Below are 20364 nucleotides of genomic sequence, written 5' to 3' on the forward strand. Positions count from 1 at the left end.
ACTGCCCGAGCGCGCGCCCAGTGTGGGGTGGCGGCGGTCTAGGCCGCCGCCGCGGCATCCGCCGGCGCGCTGGGCAGCGCCGACGCCACGATGCCGTGCAACTGCGCAGCCAGCGCCTTGCGGTCGCTGCCCGGCGCCACCGCGAGCGGTGCGTGGAAGGTCACCCTGACTACCGCACCGGACAGGCGCAGGAAGTGCGCGACGTGCGCACCGGCCTGCATCTCGCCGTAGAAAGCGTAGGCATCGCGATCGCCGCCTTGCGCGATGGGGTGTCCGTCGACGCTGCGCACCTCCAGCGTGAACGGCTGCAGCGTCCACTGCCGCGCGCCCGCGTTGGCGCTGAGGAACAGCGAGAACAGGCTGGACTTGAACGGCGCCACCCGCTCGCCGGAGGAGGTGGTGCCCTCAGCGAACAGCACCACGTCGTGATCCGGGCGCAGTTGCGCAGCCACGGCGGCCGCCACCGCCGCAGCATCCTGGCGACGCCGGCTGATGAACACGGTCTGCGCCAGCGCGCCGATGTGGCGCATGCCCGGCCAGCGCTCCATGTCGTTCTTGGCGATGAAGCGCGCGCGCAGCAGGCTGCCCAGCACCACGATGTCGAAGTGGGAGATGTGGTTGCCGACGAACAGCGTCCCGCCCGCGTCGCGCGGCGTGCCCACCACCTCGACGCGAATCCCCAGCGCGCGCCGCAGGCAGCCGAACCACAGCCGCGGCAGCACGAACGCGGCGCGGCCGCGGGTGAAGCGCATCAGCAGCCACTGCGGCGGGATCAGCAGCACGCTGGCCGCGATGCAGACGGCGAGTCGGACGATGGCGCGCACGCGGCCAAGCGGGGCGTCTGCAACATGTCGGGGCGAAGCGGAAGGCATGTGGATCGCAGGTGAGGGCACGGTCGGCACGCGCGGCGGCGCGCCCGCGGCGATGGTAGCCGAGGCGTGTGTACTTGAGCATCCACGGGTGACCTGCTGGCGGTCCGGCGTGCTGTCTGATCCGCGCGTCGCGGCTGAAGCCGCTCCCACAGGAACCGGCGATGTGCTGGCTGGGGGCACTGTGGGAGGGACTTCAGTCCCGACTGCTTCCAGGGACGGATGGCTGGCCAGCTTCGTTCGTCGCGGCTGAAGCCGTTCGTAAGGCTCTTGCGGTGTGTGACGAGATAGGAGGGGCGGTTGGCCAAGGCGATGCCCATCGGTGTCGACTTCGTCGTCGGATGCGCCGATCACCCCTGCGAGGCGCACCGGAGGAGCGGCTTCAGCCCTGATGAGGCGTCGCCGATCGCACACGTCGCGGTATCAGCGCCTGTGGGCCTTGACGAGTTGCGGCAAAAAAGAACGACTGGCACCAGTGGAAGCCGCACCTGCAGAGGTACTGCAGGTTGCGGAGTCAGTGCGTGCCATCGGCCTGCTTGCAATCCGCAGTCTGCGAGGTGGCAAACGATGTAAGGGTCCACGCATCTGCGGGTCGCGCCTCGACGCCGTAGATCCACGACTGCCTCACGCCGCCGATGCAACTGGCGATGGCGATGCTGTCGCCTGGCGTGCCCTGGTCGGGTAACGGCAGCGGTTCGGGCGCCCGGGTCTGTACGCCGTGCAGCGTCCTCGTGTAGGTCAGGACGATAGGGCCGAGCCGGTCAGGATTTCCCATGCTCATCACGTCTCCGCGCGTTTTTTGCTTCGCCAGCCAATCGCGCACCTGCCGCCATTCGGGCGTGCCCGCGGCGTAGGTGTTGGTACTGGACACGCGCAGGCTGTCCGGCACCTCCGGCGCCGCGTGCGTCGCCAGGGGCAGCAGGGCGAGCAGCAGCGGGCCCATGACCCATCCGGTGCGCCGAGCGCGTCGTTGACTGGTCCCGACTGCACCACCGTTGTGCCTGTGCATCCGACCGCTCCCTGCTGGTTGCCGATGGCGCGACGATAGCACCATCGGTGGCCATGCCTGCCCGCGTGGCCCGGGCGTGTCGCCGGCTGCGCTCGCGCTCAGCGTTTGCCGGGGCGATCGGCCAATGAGGCCTGCAGCGCGGTCGCCAATGCCGCGTCGCCGCTGACCAGCTCTCTCCAGCGTAAGTCCAGGCCCTTGCGCCGGCCCTTCTCGGTGAGCTTCAGGCCATCCGGGTCCACGGTCAGGGTGTAGTGCACGCCGTCGATCTCCAGTGCGCGGCGCAGGGGTTTGTCGAGCGGGGTCATGCGGCGGCTCCCGTTTTCACGATGCGGCGAGGGTAGCGGGGCCAAGGTGATGGCAGGTTCTGCAGGCGCGCCGGATGAAGACGCTCAAGATCGCCACCTACAACGTCAACGGTATCCGCAGCCGCTTGCCGCAGCTGCTGCAATGGTTGCAGCGCGAGGCGCCGGACATCGTCGGGCTGCAGGAGCTCAAGAGCGTGGATGCCGGCTTTCCGCTGGCCGAGCTGCATGCCGCCGGCTACGGCGCGGTGTGGATGGGGCAGTCGAGCTGGAACGGCGTGGCGCTGCTGGCCAGGGGCTGCGATCCGGTCGAGAGCCGGCGCGGCCTGCCCGGCGATCCGCGCGACACCCAGAGCCGCTACATCGAGGCGATGGCGCACGGCGTGCTGGTCGGCTGTCTGTACCTGCCCAACGGCAATCCGCGCCCGGGTCCGAAGTTCGACTACAAGCTGGACTGGTTCGCGCGGCTGCAGCGGCATGCGCAGCACCTGGTGGCGCTGCCGCATCCGGTCGCCTTGATCGGCGACTTCAACGTGGTGCCCACCGATGCGGACATCTACAACCCGGCCTCATGGCGGCGCGATGCGCTGCTGCAACCGGAAAGCCGCCAGGCCTATGCAGAACTGCTGGCGCAGGGCTGGACCGACAGCCTGCGCCAGGTGCACGGCGAGCGCCGCGTGTACACGTTCTGGGATTATTTCCGCCAGCACTGGCAGCGCGATGCCGGGCTGCGCATCGACCACCTGCTGCTGAATCCACCGCTGGCCGCGCGCCTGCGCGACGCCGGCGTGGACCGCTGGGTGCGCGACCTGCCGCATGCCAGCGACCATGCGCCGACCTGGGTCGCTCTGGGCGCGGCGCCGGCCCGCGGTGCAGCTGCGTCGCCGGCGAAGCCGAAGCGCGGTGAAGCGGGCGCTGAAGGAAACACGAAGGGCGCCAAGGCGAAGAAGACCACACGCACCTCCGCATCTGGCGCGCCGTCGCGGGCGGAGAAGGCGGCAGCGCGGACCAAGGGCAAGGGTAAGACGACGGCCACGACCAAGGCGAAGTCGACGACGCCAGCGCCGGCAACAAAAAAGAAAGGCGCAACACAAACGGCAACCGCCAAGACGCCGAAAGCGCGCAAGCCGCGCGCTGCCACTACGGTGCCGCCGACGCCCTCGCGCGGTGGCAAACACCGCAAACCACCCCTTCTCCCGCCGGGAGAAGGTGGCGCGTAGCGCCGGATGAGGGTGCGGCAGAATCGGAAAGACGCAGTTTCCCGCTATGTCGCCGCGCGGTGTGACCGACGTGGCGGCACGGCTTCCCTTACTTCAACATCTCGGTAAACGCGCGATCGGCCTCGATCACGTCCGGCAGCGCGGCGAACAGCGCGTCCAGGTCCACGTCGTCCAGCAGCGGGCCGGTCACCGCCTGCCGCGCCTGGTCGTTGGCGCCGCCGTGGCGCTCCAGCGCGTCGGCGACCAGCGCCGCCTGGGCGACGACCTTCGGCATCGGCTCGCCTTCCGGGGCCTGCAGCGGCCGCGCCTGGAAGGCGATGGCGGTCTGGATCACCTGCGGCAGGTGCCAGCGCCGCGCCAGCTCGGCGCCCACTTCCGGGTAGCCGAAGCCCAGTTGCACGGTCTCGTCGGCGGCGCGTCCGCTAGACGAGGCGTCCGGGTGCAGTTGCGCGGCGTAGTCGGGCGCGCCGGTCTGGATCAGCAGTTCGCCGATGTTGTGCATCATGCCGCAGGTGAAGGCGGTCTCCGCGTCCAGGCCCTTCTGCCGCGCCAGCAGCCGGCACACGCCGGCCACCTCGAAGCTGTGCAGCCAGAACGCGCGCAGGTCGAAATGCGCCGGGGCATGGAAGGCGCCGGTCACCGAGGAGGCCAGCACCAGGGTGCGCAAGGTGTTGAAGCCCAGGCGCAGCGCCGCGTCTTCCACCGTGGTGGAGTCGCGCGCGCCACGGAAGCGCGCCGAATTGGCCAGCCGCAGCACCTTGGCCGCGATCACCGGGTCCCGCTCGATGTTGCGCGCCACCGCGTCCAGGCTGGTGCCCGGCGCATCGAACTGCAGGATCAGGTCCTGCGCCACCTGAGGAATGGTCGGCAGGGTGTGCAACTGGTCGAACAGCGCCTCTAGCTTCATGGGGACCCTCGGAACGGAACGGGAGGCGGGCAGGGCCGGCAGCCGGCCGCGCCGCCACGGTGGCGGAATGCGCGCATCCTACCGATTCGCGATGGCCGGCGTGTGGAAAACCGGTCCCGCGGCGACGGCCGCGCCCTGGTGCAGCAGTGTGCGCGGCTCAGCCGGCGCTGCGCACGCGCAGGGTCAGGCCCTTGAGGAAGTTGCGCAGCAACTGGTCGCCGCACAGGCGGAAATTCTTGTGCTCCGGCTGCCGGAACAGCGCCGACAGTTCCGGCTTGGACACCGGGAAACCGGCGGCGTCGAAGATCTGGTGCATGTCCACGTCCTTGAGCTGGAACGCCACGCGCAGCTTCTTCAGCACCACGTTGTTGGTGATGCGCGCTTCCACCGGGCGCGGCGGCAGGCTTTCGTCGCGGCCGCGGTAGTGGAACACCAGCCCGTCCAGCACATGCGCCAGCACCGCGTCGCTGCATTCGACGAAGCCGTCTTCGTCCTCCTTCTTCAGCCACGCCGGGATCTGCGCCTTGTCGATCGGGAACGCGGGATCGGCGAGGTGCGCCAGATCGACGATCTTCTGGTCGCTCAGGTCGAGCATGTAGCGGATGGAGCGCAGGATGTCGTTGTTGAGCATGGCGGGTGTGGGAGTGCGGGAGGCCCGGCGAGGGGCGCTAGTCTAGGCGCTGGCCCGCATCGGCGCGTAGACCGCGCAGGCCCGGGCCATGGCTGCGGTTCACCGAGGGTGTGCACGCGGCGCGGTTGCATCCGCGGGCGCATCCGCCATCATCGGGGCATGGACCATTCGATTCCCAAGCCGAGCGCGGTGTCCGCGCTCAATCCGCGCCAGGAGCAACTGGTGGCGCTGGTGCGCCAGCAGGGCTATGCCGAGGTGGAAGGGCTGGCGGCGCGCTTCGAGGTGACGCCGCAGACCATCCGTCGCGACCTGACCCTGCTGTGCGAGGCCGGCGTGCTGCGCCGCTACCACGGTGGGGTGAGCCTGCCGTCCAGCGTGGAGAACCTGGCCTACACGGCGCGCAAGTCGCTGCAGGCGCAGGAGAAGCGGCGCATCGCCACGCTGCTGGCGCAGCACATACCCGACGACGCCTCGCTGTTCATCAACATCGGCACCACCAACGAGGACGTGGCGCGCGCGCTGATGGGCCACAGCGGCCTGCGCGTGATCACCAACAACCTCAACGTCGCGGTGATGATGAGCGCCAATCCCAGCTTCGAGGTGATGGTGGCCGGCGGGCGCGTGCGCGGCCGCGACCAGGGCGTCACCGGCGAGGCCACCATCGAGCTGATCCGCCAGTTCAAGGTGGACTTCGGCGTGATCGGCATCTCCGGCATCGATCCGGACGGCACCCTGCTGGATTTCGACTTCCACGAGGTGCGGGTGGCGCAGGCGATCATCGAGCACTCGCGGCAGGTGTTCCTGGCTGCCGACCACAGCAAGCTCGGTCGCAACGCCATGGTCCGGCTGGGACCGATCGGGCGGGTGCACGCCTGGTTCACCGACCGCGCGCCGCCGGCCGAGCTGGCCGCGGTGCTGGAGGCGGCCGGCACCCGCGTGTTCGTCGCCGAGGGCGATGCGGCCGACCAAGGCGCGCCGGCGCTGGACGCTGCCGCGGACTGAACGAGGCCGGCCTTGCCGCCGCCGGGATGGCACACAGGGGTGTGTGTTCGGATTGTTTCGTTAATGTTGCGTGATGTGGCGCGATCATCGCGCCGCAGTGGCCCCGCGCGTCCGCCCGGCTGTCTCTGAGCTAAGCCGCTGGCCGGTTAAGGCCGGTTTGCAGGATGCCGTCGACGCCACGCTGCAGTGCAGCGTGATATGTTCGGAAATGTTCGTTTACGATCTTTTCGTCCTCAGTTCTGCGCTCGGCCACTGTTGCCGAGCCGGACACGACACTTCCGGAGTCGGCTATGCGTGAGACCTACGATGTGCTGGTGGTCGGTGGCGGCATCAACGGCGTGGGCATCGCCCGCGACGCGGTGGGCCGCGGCCTGTCGGTGTGCCTGTGCGAGCGCGACGACTTGGCCGCGCATACCTCCAGCGCCAGCACCAAGCTGATCCACGGTGGCCTGCGCTACCTGGAGCAGTACGAGTTCGCCCTGGTCGGTAAGGCCCTGGCCGAGCGCGAGGTGCTGCTGCGGCTGGCCCCGCACATCATCTGGCCGCTGCGTTTCCTGCTGCCGCACCAGCCGCACCTGCGCCCGGCGTGGATGATCCGCACCGGCCTGTTCCTGTACGACCACCTCGGCCGCGGCCGCCGCACCCTGCCGGGCTCGCGGCGCCTGGCGCTGCGCACGCACCCGGTGGGCGCGCCGCTGCGCGAGGAGTTCCGCACCGGTTTCGTCTATTCCGACGCCTGGGTGCAGGACGCGCGGCTGGTGGTGCTCAATGCGATGGACGCCGCGCAGCGCGGCGCGCGCATCCTCACCCGCACCCGCTGTGTCGGTGCGCGCCGGGTCGATGGTGTGTGGCAGGTGCAACTGCAGCACGCCGACGGCCGCCGCGAGGAACTGCGCGCGCGGTCGCTGGTCAACGCCGCCGGGCCGTGGGCGGTGCAGTTCCTGGACGAGGTGGCGCACGTCGGCCACGACCACGCGCTGCGCCTGGTCAAGGGCAGCCACATCGTGGTGCCGCGGCTGTTCGAACACGACCACGCCTACATCTTCCAGCAGCCGGACCGGCGCATCGTCTTCGCCATTCCCTACGAGCAGGACTACACCCTGATCGGCACCACCGACGTCGACTACCACGCCGACCCGGCCGCACCGCGCATCGACGGCAAGGAGACGCGTTATCTGTGCGAGGCGGCCAACCGCTACTTCCGCAAGCAGATCGCCCCGGACGACGTGGTGTGGAGCTACAGCGGCGTGCGCCCGCTGCTCGACGACGAGGAGGACAACGCCGCCGAGGTCACCCGCGACTATCTGCTGGAACTGGACGCGCGCGACGGTGCGGCCCTGCTCAACGTGTTCGGCGGCAAGCTCACCACCTACCGCAAGCTGGCCGAGGAGGCGGTGGACCGGCTGACCGCGCATGCCGGGCGCAAGGCGCCGGCCTGGACCGCGCACGGTGCGCCGCTGCCGGGCGGCGAGCGCAACGACATCGCTACGCTGGCGCGCGAGTTGCGCGCGGCGCGGCCGTGGCTGGCCGAGGCCACCGCGCAGCGGCTGGCGCGCAACTACGGCACCCGCGCGGACACACTGCTGGGCGATGCCGCCTCGCTGCAGGACCTGGGCCAGCACTTCGGCGCCGACCTGTACCAGGCCGAGGTCGACTACCTGCGCCAGCACGAATGGGTGGTGGAGGCCGAGGACCTGCTGTGGCGCCGCAGCAAGCTCGGCCTGCGCGTGGACCCCGCCGGCCGCCAGCGCCTGGTCGCCTACCTGCAACAGGCGCCGGCCACGCTGGCCGCGGCACCGGCTTGATCGAAACGCTGCCGTCGGCCCGGTTCGGGCCGCGGCGGCGCGTGCACAATCGCGCTGCGCCCGGCACCCGCCGCGGCGCACGAACCTGGACGCAACCGTGGAGGGTGGCAGGCATGGGTGGATCGACAGCGGCAACGACGGCAGGCCGGGAGGCATGGGCATGAGCCGGCAATTGGTGGGCGAACTGATTTCCGAAGCGATCGCGATGCTGATCATCATCGCCTTCGGCTGTTCGGTGGCGTGCATGTACGTGCTCTACGACCCCAGCCCCTACCAGCACGCCTACTGGGGCGTGTGCATCGCCTGGGGTCTGGCGGTGACCATCGCCATCTACGTCACCGGCTCGGTGTCCGGCACCCACGCCAATCCGGCGGTGACCCTGGCGCTGGCGCTGTACCGCGGTTTTCCCTGGCCCAAGGTGCTGCCGTACTGGGTCGCCCAGGTGATCGGCGCGTTTCTCGGCGCGTGGATCGTCTACCTGCTGTTCGCGCCAGTGATCGACCACTACAACCAGGCCCAGCATCTCACCCGCGCCGGCGGCGGCGCGGCCGGGGTGTTCTTCACCGCGCCGGGCCTGGCGATCACGCCGATGCACGCGCTGCGCGACCAGGTGATCCTGACCGCGTTCCTGATCTTCGGCATCTTCGCCATCACCGAGCGCTACAACGAGGCCGCGCCCACCGCCAATTCCGGTGCGCTGATCATCGGCCTGCTGGTGGCCACCATCGGCGCCTCGATGGGTTATCTGGAAGCCTGGGCGATCAATCCGGCCCGCGACTTCGGCCCGCGCCTGTTCGCCTACGTCGCCGGCTGGGGTTCCTCGGCGCTGCCGTCGGCCGACAACTACTGGTGGATCCCGATCGTCGGCCCGCTGATCGGCGGCGTGATCGGTGGCGCCGCCTACCAGTGGCTGATCTATCCGTTCCTGCCGGCGCGGGTGAAAGCGCTGGAAGAAGAACAGGCCGCTGCGCGCCGCGGCTAGCGCACCGGCAGCGCGTTCGTTTCCGCGCGCGGCGTGCGCGCCTCCCTAATTCCCCGTTGGCGCCGCGCCCGTGCGCGCGGCGTGCATCCTGCAGGAGTCTCCGATGGAAAAGCAGTTCATCCTGGCCATCGACCAGGGCACCACCAGTTCGCGCGCGATCCTGTTCGACCGCCAGGGCCGCATCGTCGGCATGGCGCAGCGCGAGTTCTCGCAGATCTTCCCGCAGCCGGGCTGGGTCGAGCACAACCCGCGCGAGATCATGACCAGCGTCTACACCACGATCACCGAACTGCTCAACAACCACCAGGTGGATGCCAGCGCGATCGCCGGCATCGGCATCACCAACCAGCGCGAGACCGCGGTGGTGTGGGACCGCGCCACCGGCCAGCCGATCTACAACGCCATCGTCTGGCAGTCGCGGCAGACCAAGGACATCTGCGACCAGCTCAAGGCCGACGGCCACGAAGACATGGTGCGGGCCAAGACCGGCCTGCTGATCGATGCATACTTCTCTGGCACCAAGGTCAAGTGGATCCTCGATCACGTCGAGGGCGCACGCGAACGCGCGCAGCGCGGCGAACTGGCCTTCGGCACCATCGACAGCTGGCTGATCTGGAACCTCACCGGCGGCAAGGTCCACGTCACCGACTACACCAATGCCTCGCGCACGCTGCTCTACAACATCCATGAACTGCGCTGGGACGAGGAACTGCTGCAACTGCTCGACATCCCCGCCTCGATGCTGCCGGAGGTGCGCTCGTCCAGCGAGATCTACGGCAACACCCAGGGCCAGTATTTCTACGGCCATGCGGTGCCCATCGCCGGCATCGCCGGCGACCAGCAGGCGGCGCTGTTCGGCCAGGCCTGCTTCGAGCCGGGCATGGCCAAGAACACCTATGGCACCGGCTGTTTCATGCTGATGAACACCGGCGAGAAGGCGGTGGCGTCGAAGAACGGCCTGCTCACCACCATCGCCTGGGGCGTGGACGGCAAGGTCGAGTACGCACTGGAAGGCGCGATCTTCGTCGCCGGTTCGGTGGTGCAGTGGCTGCGCGACGGCCTGCGCATGCTCGGCAAGGCCAGCGACTCGCAGGCCTACGCCGAGCGCGCCGGCGACAACGACGGCGTGTACTTCGTGCCGGCCTTCGTCGGCCTGGGCGCGCCGTACTGGCGCAGCGACATCCGCGGCGCGGTGTTCGGCCTGACCCGCGGTACGACCAAGGAACATTTCATTCGCGCGGCGATCGAATCGATGGCGTACCAGACGCGCGACGTGCTGACCGCGATGCAGGTCGATTCGGGCATCGAACTGAAGGAACTGCGCGCCGATGGCGGCGCCATCGCCAACGACTTCATGGCGCAGTTCCAGAGCGACATCCTGGACGTGCCGGTGCTGCGTCCGGAGGTGGCCGAGACCACTGCGCTCGGTGCGGCCTACCTGGCCGGCCTGGCGACCGGCTTCTGGAAGAATCGCGACGAGATCGCCCAGCAATGGGCGGTGGACCGCCGTTTCGAGCCGGACATGCCAGCCGAACGCCGCGAAGCGCTGTACGCCGGCTGGCAGCAGGCGGTGGAGGCGACGATGGGGTTCCGGATTCGCTGAGGCGGTCGCGCAGTGCAGTCGGGGGCTGCGTCTGCTCCTTTGCATCTGTGGGCCGAGGCGTTGTTCTTCGCTGCGACTGCCGAAGGCGGCAGTCGCCAGTCGCCGCACCGAACCCAGTAGGCGTCAGCGGTGATGCCGCTGCGACAAGCGAAACCGAAAGCCGATGGACACCTTCCGTCGTCGGGACTGAAGTCCCTCCCACAAGGGTGCCTTTCCAACAAGGGTGTCCTGCCCCTTCCCTGTGCGAGGCGACTGCCGAAGGCGGCAGTCGCCAGCCGCCGCACCGAACCTGGTGGGCGTCAGCGGTGATGCCGCCGCGACACGCGAAACCGAAAGCCGACGGATACCTTCCGTCGTCGGGACTGAAGTCCCTCCCACAAGGATGCCTTTCCAACAAGGGTGTCCTGCCCCTTCCCTGTGCGAGGCGACTGCCGAAGGCGGCAGTCGCCAGCCGCCGCACCGAACCTGGTGGGCGTCAGCGGTGATGCCGCCGCGACACGCGAAACCGAAAGCCGACGGACACCTTCCGTCGTCGGGGCTGAAGTCCCTCCCACAAGGGCGCCTTTCCCACAAGGTGTCCTGCCCCTTCCCTGTGCGAGCGGCTTCCGCCGCGCCGGGCGCTCTCGCGAAAGGCCGCTCGCCGTCGTTCAAACGCCGCTGCGGCCGAGCCCGCGCGCACTCCCGGCAACGGCGAAGGATTCAGACGTACTGCGTCGGCCCACGCGGACCCGGCACCGGGGCGTCGACGTCGCCGACCGGGTCCTGGATCGGCGGGATGGTCGGATCGGTCGGCTGGTCGGGGATCGGATCGATCGGGCGGTCCGGGGTCGGATCCACGCCCGGATTCGGCACCTGGCCCGGCACCTCGTTCGGCGGCTGCTGCGGGTCCTGGCCAGGATTGGGGGATTGCATGTGCATGAGCCTCTCCGTGCGATGGCGTTCCAGCGTGCGCGCCATGGCAGCGCGTGCGGGTGAAGCGCATGCCAAGGACGGATGAAAGACGGGCCGATGCGTGCGCCTTGCCATCGCGATTGGCATGCCCGCCGCTGGCGCCGACTCCAGCGCTCCGGCATGCTGGCGCCGCATGCGCCACTACGACCTGGTCATCTTCGATTTCGACGGCACCTTGGCCGACTCGTTTCCCTGGTTCCTGGCGACCATCAACGGCGTCGCCGACGAATTCGGCTTCCGCCGCTTCGACGTGGCGCGGCTGGATGAGATCCGCAGCCTGAGTGCCCGCGAGCTGATGGCGCGCAGCGGCCTGCGCTGGTGGCGGGTGCCGGCGGTGGCGCAACGCATGCGCACGCTGATGAGCGCGCAGATCGAGCGCATCGCGCTGTTCGACGGCGTCGCCGAGTTGCTCGCGCAGTTGGCGCAGGCCGGCTTGCAGCTGGCCCTGGTCACGTCCAATAGCCGCGCCAACGTCGAGCGGGTGCTCGGCCCCGCGCTGCTCGCGCAGTTGCGCGACGTGCGCTGCGGCGCGGCGGTACTGGGCAAGCGCCGCAAGTTGCGCGCCAGCCTGCGTGCCTGCGGCGTTCCCGCCGCGCGGGCGCTGTGCGTGGGCGACGAGATCCGCGATGCCGAGGCCGCGCGCCAGGCCGGCATCGCCTTCGCCGGCGTCGCCTGGGGCTACACCTTGCCGGCGGCCTTGCAGTCGCACACGCCGCTGCCGTTGCTGCAGCGGCCGGACGCGCTGCGGGCGCTGGTGCTGGATGCCGGTGCCTGCGCGCAGTCGCGTCCGGTGCAGGCAGACGCGCGCGGCGCCTGCGCGGCCGTGGGCGGCGACGCATGACGTGGCTGCCCTATATGGTCGCGGGTGTGATCGCGGTCGTCTTCCTCGGCAGCGCCGCCCTGTCGATCGGTGCGCTGTATCGCATGGGGCGCAACCAGGTGACGGACCTGCTGGAGGCTTCGTTCCGCGAGCAGGCGTTTCCGGGCGAGCACGGGCCGTTGCGTGGCAGCGACCTGACCGTGGTCAAGCGATCCAAGCAGACCATCGAGGGTAGCTACGGCCATGTGTATTCGATCGCACCGGGTGCCGCGCTGCAGACCGCCGATGCGTTCTGGTACTGCGTCGGGCCGGGACCGAGCTGGTTCCTGGCCATTCCGGTGGTGACGTCCGGCTTCGGCAAGGCGCAGGTGCATTGGATCGTGCGGCCGATGACCGGGGGGCGCATGCGCGTGGCGCTGCAGTTCGACCGCAAGGCGACCCGCCTGGCCTTCGGTACGCGGCCGGCTGCGCGCTGAGTCCGCCGACCCGGGCGAGGCATTCAGGCGCGCGAGGCGCAAAGGGAACTGCCCATCGCGTCGTCGCGCCGTCCCTTTGTCCTCGGCGTGCCCGGCGGCATGCGCCATGACCGACGCCGCGGAATCCGGCGGCGCATCGAGTGCCATCGGGCCTCGGCCACGCCATGTGCCCGCTGCCGCGGCCGGACGCCGAGCGGAATTGCTGCGCTGCAGGTTGATTGTTCACTTGTGATTGCTATATTCATATGCGAACAGTCGCCGTGCCATCGCCATCCCGGGCGTGCATGCTGCGGCCTTCCTTCATCGCGCCCGACCCCGGGCAGAGGCGTGCCATGCGTGACCCCAGCAACTTCCGTCCCTCGCGCGTCCGTGGGCGATCCGCTGTGGCTGTCGTTCCGGATGTGCGCGCATGGCGCTGAGCGCTGTCGCCGCCGACGCCGCCCTGGCGCCGCGCGCGCTGGGCCGCAGTGGCGTGCAGCTGTCCACCCTGGGCTTCGGCGCCGCGCCGATCGGCAATCTGTACGCCGAGGTGGACGACGCGGTGGCGCTGGCCGCGGTGGCGGACGCCTATGCCGCCGGCATCCGCCATTTCGACACCGCGCCGTACTACGGCTACGGGCTGAGCGAGCAACGCCTGGGGCAGGGCCTGCGCGGGCTGCCGCGCGCCAGCTACACGCTCTCGACCAAGGTCGGCCGCTGCGTCTACGACGATGCCGCGGCCGCGCCGGGGCGCGATGGCTTCGCCGTGGCAGGGCGCCGCGCCGAATTCGACTACAGCCGCGACGGCGTGCTGCGTGCCTTCGAGAGCAGCCTGCAGCGGCTCGGCACCGATCACGTCGATGTGCTGCTGCTGCACGACATCGGCCGCCTGACCCACGGCGAGCGCCATCCGGCGATGCTGCGGCAGGCGCTGGACGAAGCGCTGCCGACGATGGCCGCGCTGAAGGCGCAGGGCGCGTGCCGGGCGATCGGCATCGGCGTCAACGAGGAAGACGTGGCGGTGGAACTGATGCCGCTGTTCCCGCTCGACTGCGTGATGCTGGCCGGCCGCTACACCCTGCTCGAACAGCACGCCGCGCAGCGGATCATGGCGCAGGCGCTGCAGCGGCAGATCGGCATCCTGGTGGCCGGGCCGTACAGTTCCGGCCTGCTGAGCGACGCGCGCGGGCCGGGCGACACCTACAACTACGCGCCGGTGGATCCGGCCACGCTGCAGCACGCGCAGCGCCTGTTCGCGGCCTGCGCCGCGCACGGCGTGGACGTGGGCGCGGCGGCGCTGCAGTTCCCGCTCGCCCATCCGGCGGTGAGTGCGGTGGTCGCCGGCATGCGCACGCCGGTGGAAGTGGCCAGCGCCGCCACGCGCCTGCGCGCGGCGATTCCCGCGGCGCTGTGGCAACAACTGCGCGACGACGACCTGCTGCGCGCGCCGGTGCCGACGCCGTGAAGGTCATCGACGCCCATGTGCATTTCTGGCGCCTGGCGCGTGGCGACTATGCCTGGCTGACCCCGGAGCTGGGCGTGCTGTACCGCGACTACCTGCCCGAGGACCTGACTGCGACGCTCGACGCGCAGGGCGTGACCGCGCTGGTGGCGGTGCAGGCGGCGCAGAGCGAGGCGGAAACGCGCTACCTGCTGCAACTGGCGCGGACCGAGCCGCGCATCGTCGGCGTGGTCGGCTGGGTCGATTTCGAGGCCGCCGACGTTGCCGCGCGCATCGCCGCGCTGTGCGCCGATGGCGCCGGCCTGCTCAAGGGGCTGCGGCCGATGGTGCAGGACCTGGCCGATCCGCAGTGGCTGGCGCGGCCGCAGCTGGATGCGGCGTTCGACGCGCTGCTGCAGCACGACCTGGCGTTCGACGCACTGGTGCGTCCGCTGCACCTGCCGGCGCTGCTGGCACGGCTGCAGCGTCACCCGCACTTGCGCGTGGTGCTGGACCACGCCGCCAAGCCGTCCATCGGCGTGGCAGATTTCCAGGCCTGGGCCGACGGCGTGGCGCACCTGGCGCAGCACCCCAACGTGGTGTGCAAGCTGTCCGGCCTGCTCACCGAACTGCCGGCCGATGCCGCCCTCGACACTCCGCTGCTGGCGCCCTACGTGGCGCACCTGTTCGCCTGCTTCGGCGCGCAGCGGCTGCTGTGGGGCAGCGACTGGCCGGTGCTGACCCAGCGCGCCGACTACGCCGCGTGGATGGCGCTGGCGCAGGCCTGGGTCGCGCAGCATGGCGCCGGCGCTGCCGAGGCGGTGTTCGCCGGCACTGCGCGGCGTGTCTATCGCCTGTCCGATCCGATTGCTTCCTCCCCCACCTGGAGTCCCGCCCCATGACCACGTTCGCGTCCGTTTCCGGGAGCCGCGCATGAGCGGCCGTCTGCAAGGCAAGCGCTGCCTGATCACCGCCGCCGGCGCCGGCATCGGCCGCGAGAGCGCGCTGGCCTGCGCGCGCGAAGGGGCGCAGGTGCTGGCCACCGACATCGATGCCGCCGCGCTGCAGGCGCTGGCCGCCGAATCCGACGGCATCGTCACGCAGACGCTGGACGTCACCGATCCCGCCGCGATCCAGGCGCTGGTGGCGGCGCAGCCGACCTTCGACGTGCTGTTCAACTGCGCCGGCTACGTGCACCAGGGCAGCATCCTCGACTGCGACACGCCGGCCTGGAAGCGCTCGTTCGCGATCAACGTCGACGCGATGTACTACCTGTGCCAGGCGGTGCTGCCGGGCATGCTCGCGCAGGGCCGCGGCAGCATCGTCAACATGTCCTCGGTGGCGTCCAGCATCAAGGGCGTGCCCAACCGCTTCGCCTACGGCGTGACCAAGGCGGCGGTGATCGGCCTTAGCAAGGCCATCGCCGCCGACTACGTGGCCAAGGGCATCCGCTGCAACGCGATCTGCCCGGGCACGATCAAGACGCCGTCGCTGGGCGAGCGGGTCAAGGCGCTGGGCGGCGACGAGCAGGCGGTGTGGAAGAGCTTCACCGACCGCCAGCCGATGGGCCGCCTGGGCGACCCGCGCGAGATCGCGCAGCTGGTGGTGTACCTGGCCTCGGACGACTCCTCGTTCACCACCGGCCAGACCCACATCATCGACGGCGGCTGGTCGAACTGACCGCGCTTTCCCCTTTTCGACAGAGGATTTCCCCATGAAACTGCTGCGTTACGGCGAACCCGGCCACGAACGCCCGGCCCTGCTCGATGCCGACGGCCACCTGCGCGACCTCTCGGCGGTGATCGACGACGTCGCCGGCGAGCATCTCACCGCCACCGGCCTGGCCAGGCTGCGCGCGCTCGATCCGACCACGCTGCCGCAGGTGGACGGCGAAGTGCGCTACGGCGCCGCCGTGGGCCGCGTCGGCAAGTTCATCTGCGTCGGACTGAACTACGCCGACCATGCCGCCGAGTCGGGCATGGCGGTGCCGGAGATGCCGGTGCTGTTCATGAAGGCCACCAGCGCGATCAGCGGCCCCAACGACACCGTGACCATTCCGCGCGGTTCGCTCAAGACCGACTGGGAAGTGGAGCTGGGCGTGGTGATCGGCGATACCGCGCGCGACGTGCCGGTGGACGAGGCGCTGTCGCATGTCGCCGGCTATGCGGTGATCAACGACCTGTCCGAGCGCGCGTTCCAGCTCGAGCACGGCGGGCAATGGGTGAAGGGCAAGAGCTGCGACGGCTTCGGCCCGATCGGCCCGTGGCTGGTCACCGCCGACGAGGTGCCGGACCCGCAGAACCTGTCGATGTGGCTGGAGGTCAACGGCCACCGCTACCAGAACGGCAGCACCCGCACGATGGTGTTCGGCGTGGCCGAGCTGGTCAGCCACATCAGCCGCTACATGACGCTGCTGCCGGGCGACGTGATCAGCACCGGCACGCCGCCGGGCGTGGGCCTGGGGCAGAAGCCGCAGGTGTACCTGAAGCCGGGCGACGTGATGCGGCTGGGCATCGAAGGCCTGGGCGAGCAACGCCAGGCCGTCGTGGCGCATCCGCGCGACGCGGCCTAAAGCCCCTCTCCCCTCGGGAGAGGGGTTGGGGTGAGGGTCCGGGGCGAAGCCACCTCGCATTGCATCCTGCTGCGGCTTTCGCTCGCGCGTGAGCGACACCGCGACGTGCTCTGACTTCGTTCTTGTTTTGCAGGGGCGGTGACATCACTGCACCGCTGCACCCTCACCCCAACCCCTCTCTCCCAAGAAGGGGACTCCCTTCGGTCGCCGGGGGGAGAGGGGCTGCTCCATCGTTGTTTTCGACTGTTTCTCTTTCCGCCTCACCGACCAGGATCCCCATGAGCAAAATCGTCGCGCTCGAGACCTTCGACGTCCGTTTCCCCACCTCGCGCGAACTGGACGGTTCCGATGCGATGAATCCGGATCCGGATTATTCGGCCGCCTATCTGCGCCTGCGTACCGATGCCGACGACGGCCTCGCCGGCTACGGCCTGGCCTTCACCATCGGCCGCGGCAACGACGTGCAGAGCGCGGCGGTGGCGGCGCTGGCGCATCACGTGGTCGGCCGCGACGTGGAGACGGTGATCGGCGACCTGGGCGGGTTCGCGCGCAGCCTCACCGACGACTCGCAGCTGCGCTGGCTGGGCCCGGAGAAGGGCGTGATGCACATGGCCATCGGCGCCGTGGTCAACGCCGCGTGGGACATGGCCGCGCGCCGCGCCGGCAAGCCGCTGTGGCGCTTCATCGCCGAGCTGTCGCCGGAGCAACTGGTGGCCGCGATCGACTTCCGCTACCTCAGCGACGCGCTGACCCCGGACGAGGCGCTGGCCATGTTGCGCGATGCCGAACCGCTGCGCGACGAGCGTATCCAGACCCTGCTCGAACAGGGCTATCCGGCCTACACCACCTCGCCCGGCTGGCTCGGCTATTCCGACGAGAAGCTGGTGCGCCTGGCCAAGGAAGCGGTGGCCGATGGCTTCCGCACCATCAAGCTCAAGGTCGGCGCCAACGTGGAGGACGACATCCGCCGCTGCCGCCTGGCGCGCGCCGCGATCGGCCCGGACATCGCCATGGCGGTGGACGCCAACCAGCGTTGGGATGTCGGCCCGGCGATCGCCTGGATGCGCCAGCTCGCCGAATTCGACATCGCCTGGATCGAGGAGCCGACCAGCCCCGACGACGTACTCGGCCACGCCGCGATCCGCCGCGGCATCGCCCCGGTGCCGGTGTCCACCGGCGAGCACACCCAGAACCGGGTGGTGTTCAAGCAGTTGCTGCAGGCCGGCGCGGTGGACCTGATCCAGATCGACGCTGCGCGCGTGGGCGGCGTCAACGAGAACCTGGCGATCCTGCTGCTGGCGGCCAAGTTCGGCGTGCGCGTGTTTCCGCATGCCGGCGGCGTGGGCCTGTGCGAACTGGTGCAACACCTGGCGATGGCCGATTTCGTCGCCATCACCGGCAAGATGGAAGACCGCGCGATCGAGTTCGTCGACCACCTGCACCAGCACTTCGTCGATCCGGTGCGGATCGTCCACGGCCGCTATCTGGCGCCGACCACGCCGGGCTTCTCGGCCGAGATGCACGCCGCCTCGGTCACCCAGTTCCTGTATCCGGACGGCCCGTTCTGGAGCGCGGATCTGGCCGCGCAGGGCGGCTGACGCCAGCGACCTCGGTGCGCTTCCGCCGAAGGAAGCGCGCCGGTTGCGGTGGTTGCCAGTGCATCTGTCGCGGCTGAAGCCGCTCCTGCGACGGCGGCGGCAGCGGTGCTGGATCGCTCGCTGTGGGAGCGACTTCAGTCGCGACGCACGAACCTGTGAACGCACCAGCTTCGACAGCACTCGGGACTGAAGTCCCTCCCACACACGTCACACAGCGTCCGCCGCGCCTGCCGCGACCTCTGGAACCGCACCTGCTGCACTTTCTGCAACCGTGGGAGCGGCTTCAGCCGCGACGAGCGAAGCGGTAAACCAACCGGTCTCGCGCGCGCTCGGCACCGGCCTTCCAACACACGCATACGCCCACGCAATACCTCAGCCCGTACCGTTGCGCTCCTGGGCGGCCAGCGCCGCCTGCAAGGAAAAGATCTGCAGCGCTTCGCGCCATTTTTCGCCGGGCGCCGAGCCGGGCAAGGGTTTCTGGAAGCGCCACATCAACTCCTCCCACGCCTGCACGCGCGGATCGGCGGCGTCGGCGGCGGCCTTGGCGGCGGGCGAATAGTCCTCGTCCACCTCCATCAGCATCACCAGGCGGTCGCCGCAGCGGTGGATGTCCAGCTCGCGGATGCCGGCGGCGCGCAGCGAGGCGACGATCTCCGGCCACACGGTGTCGGGACGGTGCCAGCGTTCGTATTCGGCGATCAGCGCCGGGTCGTCGTGCAGGTCCAGCAGGTAGCAATGGCGCGGCATGGTTCAGGCTCCGCGGGCAGAGGGAAGGGGCGCCACGCGGTTTCGCGCCGCATGCAGCGCGAAGCCGAGGATCACCGCGAAGCCGATCGCGGGCACCGCCAGCGCCCAGTGGATGCCGGCGTGGTCGGACACCGCGCCCATCACCGCGGTCAACGCGGCGCCGCCGATGATCGCCATGACGATCAGCGAGGCCCCCAGCTTGCGCGCGTCGTCGTCCAGTCCGTCCAGGCCCAGCGCGAAGATGGTCGGGAACATCACCGACATGAACAGGCTGCTGGCGACCAGCGCATACAGGCCGATCCAGCCCGGCAGCGCCACCGCCACCGCGCACAGCAGCAGGTTGAGCAGGGCGAACACGCCCAGCAGCCGCGCCGGCGCCAGGAAGCGCAGCAGCGCGGTGCCGATGAAGCGGCCGGCCATGAACAGCACCAGCGACAGGGTGAGGAAATCGGCGGCGGTCTTCTCCGGGGTGCCGGGCACGCCGTCCTGCAGGTAGCGGATCAGGTAGCTCCAGATGCCCACCTGCGCGCCGACGTAGAAGAACTGCGCGACCACCGCGAACACGAAGCGGCCATTGCGCCGCAGCTGGCCGAAGCCGCCGGCGCGCGCGCCATCGCCACCGGCGCGGGTGGCGGGGAAGCGGGTCAGCCCGATCAGCAGCGCCCACAGCAGCACCACCGCGCCGATGATCAGATACGGCGTCTGCACCGCCAGCGACTCGGTGGCGAAGAAGGCCTCGCGCGCGGCCGGCGCCATCGCCGCCAGCTCCTGCGGCGTGTGCTCCACGCCGGAGAGGATGAAGTGCTGGCCGACCAGGATGCCGGTGATCGACCCCAGCGGGTTGAACGCCTGCGCCAGGTTCAGCCGCCGCGCCGCGCCCTCGGCGGGGCCGAGCACGGTGACCAGCGGGTTGGCGGTGGTTTCCAGGAAGGCCAGACCGCTGGCGATGACGAACAGCGCCAGCAGGAACAGCCAGTAGGTGTGCACCTGCGCGGCGGGGTAGAACAGGAACGCGCCGGCCGCGTACAGCAGCAGGCCCAGCACCACCGCGGCCTTGTAGCTGTAGCGTCGCATGAACATCGCCGCCGGGATCGCGAACACGAAGTAGCCCAGGTAGAACGCGCTCTGCACCAGTCCGGCCTGCAGGTCGCTCAGCTCGAAGACCTTCTTGAACTGCTTGATCAGGATGTCGTTGAGGTTGTTCGCCATGCCCCAGAGAAAGAACAGGCTGACGATCAGGACCAACGGCGCAAGCGCGGTCCGGGTAAGACTGGCGGACGCCGGTGTGGCGGATTCGCTGCTGTAGTGCATTGCCGCCTACCCCTCCCAAGGTGTGCCGCGTCGCGTTCGGATTGTCGGCGGAGCGTACTGCGCCGGCGAGTGCCATGCAAATATAAAATTTGAGTTCATATGTGGATTGCAATGCAGCATCGACGCGTGGGCTGCGGGG

Annotated in this window: 20 protein-coding genes; 12 read left to right on the forward strand and 8 right to left on the reverse strand. The window is 69.8% G+C overall.

Annotated elements, in window-relative coordinates; all coding sequences use genetic code 11:
• Positions 1 to 38: 38 nt before the first annotated feature.
• The 3 genes from RAB70_RS06115 to RAB70_RS06125 form a co-directional block, all read right to left on the reverse strand.
• Complete coding sequence (locus RAB70_RS06115) at positions 39 to 824, reverse strand: 1-acyl-sn-glycerol-3-phosphate acyltransferase (RefSeq protein WP_148829556.1); 786 nt, start codon at positions 822 to 824, stop codon at positions 39 to 41.
• Between the two features lie 559 nt (positions 825 to 1383).
• On the reverse strand, positions 1384 to 1812 hold the full coding sequence (locus RAB70_RS06120) for a hypothetical protein (RefSeq protein WP_148829557.1): 429 nt from the start codon (positions 1810 to 1812) through the stop codon (positions 1384 to 1386).
• Positions 1813 to 1976: 164 nt separating this feature from the next.
• Positions 1977 to 2183, reverse strand: coding sequence for a hypothetical protein (locus RAB70_RS06125; protein ID WP_148829558.1), 207 nt, complete (start codon positions 2181 to 2183; stop codon positions 1977 to 1979).
• Between the two features lie 74 nt (positions 2184 to 2257).
• On the opposite strand from RAB70_RS06125, the gene RAB70_RS06130 reads away from it, so the two are divergent.
• Positions 2258 to 3400: an exodeoxyribonuclease III gene (locus RAB70_RS06130; RefSeq protein ID WP_148829559.1), complete on the forward strand. Its 1143-nt coding sequence runs from the start codon at positions 2258 to 2260 to the stop codon at positions 3398 to 3400.
• Between the two features lie 88 nt (positions 3401 to 3488).
• On the opposite strand, the gene RAB70_RS06135 is transcribed toward RAB70_RS06130, so the two are convergent.
• Positions 3489 to 4307: an HDOD domain-containing protein gene (locus RAB70_RS06135; protein WP_017907477.1), complete on the reverse strand. Its 819-nt coding sequence runs from the start codon at positions 4305 to 4307 to the stop codon at positions 3489 to 3491.
• Between the two features lie 157 nt (positions 4308 to 4464).
• Positions 4465 to 4938, reverse strand: a complete 474-nt coding sequence (locus RAB70_RS06140) for a DUF1456 family protein (protein WP_017907478.1) — start codon at positions 4936 to 4938, stop codon at positions 4465 to 4467.
• A 159-nt stretch (positions 4939 to 5097) separates the two neighbouring features.
• Here RAB70_RS06140 and RAB70_RS06145 point away from each other — a divergent pair, with 159 nt between their 5' ends.
• The 4 genes from RAB70_RS06145 to glpK all read left to right on the forward strand — a co-directional run bounded on the left by RAB70_RS06145 (position 5098) and on the right by glpK (position 10330).
• Positions 5098 to 5940, forward strand: a complete 843-nt coding sequence (locus RAB70_RS06145; RefSeq protein ID WP_017907479.1) for a DeoR family transcriptional regulator — start codon at positions 5098 to 5100, stop codon at positions 5938 to 5940.
• Between the two features lie 290 nt (positions 5941 to 6230).
• Complete coding sequence (gene glpD / locus RAB70_RS06150; RefSeq protein ID WP_148829560.1) at positions 6231 to 7745, forward strand: glycerol-3-phosphate dehydrogenase; 1515 nt, start codon at positions 6231 to 6233, stop codon at positions 7743 to 7745.
• A 160-nt stretch (positions 7746 to 7905) separates the two neighbouring features.
• On the forward strand, positions 7906 to 8727 hold the full coding sequence (locus RAB70_RS06155) for an MIP/aquaporin family protein (RefSeq protein ID WP_017916383.1): 822 nt from the start codon (positions 7906 to 7908) through the stop codon (positions 8725 to 8727).
• Positions 8728 to 8830: 103 nt separating this feature from the next.
• A complete protein-coding gene (glpK, locus tag RAB70_RS06160) occupies positions 8831 to 10330 on the forward strand; it encodes a glycerol kinase GlpK (RefSeq protein ID WP_148829561.1) in 1500 nt (499 codons plus the stop codon).
• 699 nt (positions 10331 to 11029) lie between these two features.
• Here the strand turns inward: glpK and RAB70_RS06165 are convergent.
• Positions 11030 to 11248 (reverse strand): hypothetical protein, encoded by a 219-nt coding sequence (locus RAB70_RS06165; protein ID WP_026144744.1) that lies wholly within the window; start codon positions 11246 to 11248, stop codon positions 11030 to 11032.
• Positions 11249 to 11414: 166 nt separating this feature from the next.
• Here RAB70_RS06165 and RAB70_RS06170 point away from each other — a divergent pair, with 166 nt between their 5' ends.
• The 7 genes from RAB70_RS06170 to RAB70_RS06200 all read left to right on the forward strand — a co-directional run bounded on the left by RAB70_RS06170 (position 11415) and on the right by RAB70_RS06200 (position 18167).
• Positions 11415 to 12122 carry an HAD hydrolase-like protein gene (locus RAB70_RS06170; protein ID WP_148829562.1) on the forward strand — a complete coding sequence of 236 codons (708 nt, stop codon included), beginning with the start codon at positions 11415 to 11417 and terminating at the stop codon, positions 12120 to 12122.
• Positions 12119 to 12577: a hypothetical protein gene (locus RAB70_RS06175; RefSeq protein WP_148829563.1), complete on the forward strand. Its 459-nt coding sequence runs from the start codon at positions 12119 to 12121 to the stop codon at positions 12575 to 12577. The genes RAB70_RS06170 and RAB70_RS06175 overlap by 4 nt, the downstream gene beginning before the upstream one ends.
• 409 nt (positions 12578 to 12986) lie before the next feature.
• Positions 12987 to 14021 (forward strand): aldo/keto reductase, encoded by a 1035-nt coding sequence (locus tag RAB70_RS06180; protein ID WP_148829564.1) that lies wholly within the window; start codon positions 12987 to 12989, stop codon positions 14019 to 14021.
• On the forward strand, positions 14018 to 14899 hold the full coding sequence (locus RAB70_RS06185; protein ID WP_148829565.1) for an amidohydrolase: 882 nt from the start codon (positions 14018 to 14020) through the stop codon (positions 14897 to 14899). The genes RAB70_RS06180 and RAB70_RS06185 overlap by 4 nt, the downstream gene beginning before the upstream one ends.
• A 31-nt stretch (positions 14900 to 14930) precedes the next feature.
• Entirely contained in the window at positions 14931 to 15677 is a 747-nt protein-coding gene (locus tag RAB70_RS06190) for an SDR family oxidoreductase (protein ID WP_148829566.1), read from the forward strand.
• Positions 15678 to 15711: 34 nt separating this feature from the next.
• Positions 15712 to 16569, forward strand: coding sequence for a fumarylacetoacetate hydrolase family protein (locus RAB70_RS06195; RefSeq protein WP_148829567.1), 858 nt, complete (start codon positions 15712 to 15714; stop codon positions 16567 to 16569).
• A gap of 278 nt (positions 16570 to 16847) precedes the next feature.
• On the forward strand, positions 16848 to 18167 hold the full coding sequence (locus tag RAB70_RS06200) for an L-fuconate dehydratase (RefSeq protein ID WP_043094452.1): 1320 nt from the start codon (positions 16848 to 16850) through the stop codon (positions 18165 to 18167).
• 372 nt (positions 18168 to 18539) lie between these two features.
• Here RAB70_RS06200 and RAB70_RS06205 read toward each other — a convergent pair whose 3' ends face one another.
• Both RAB70_RS06205 and fucP read right to left on the reverse strand, forming a co-directional pair.
• Complete coding sequence (locus RAB70_RS06205; RefSeq protein ID WP_017910859.1) at positions 18540 to 18914, reverse strand: L-rhamnose mutarotase; 375 nt, start codon at positions 18912 to 18914, stop codon at positions 18540 to 18542.
• 3 nt (positions 18915 to 18917) lie between these two features.
• A complete protein-coding gene (gene fucP / locus RAB70_RS06210; RefSeq protein WP_148828773.1) occupies positions 18918 to 20225 on the reverse strand; it encodes an L-fucose:H+ symporter permease in 1308 nt (435 codons plus the stop codon).
• Positions 20226 to 20364: the final 139 nt, after the last annotated feature.

Source organism: Xanthomonas sontii (assembly GCF_040529055.1).
In the GTDB taxonomy this organism is placed as follows: Bacteria; Pseudomonadota; Gammaproteobacteria; order Xanthomonadales; family Xanthomonadaceae; genus Xanthomonas_A; species Xanthomonas_A sontii.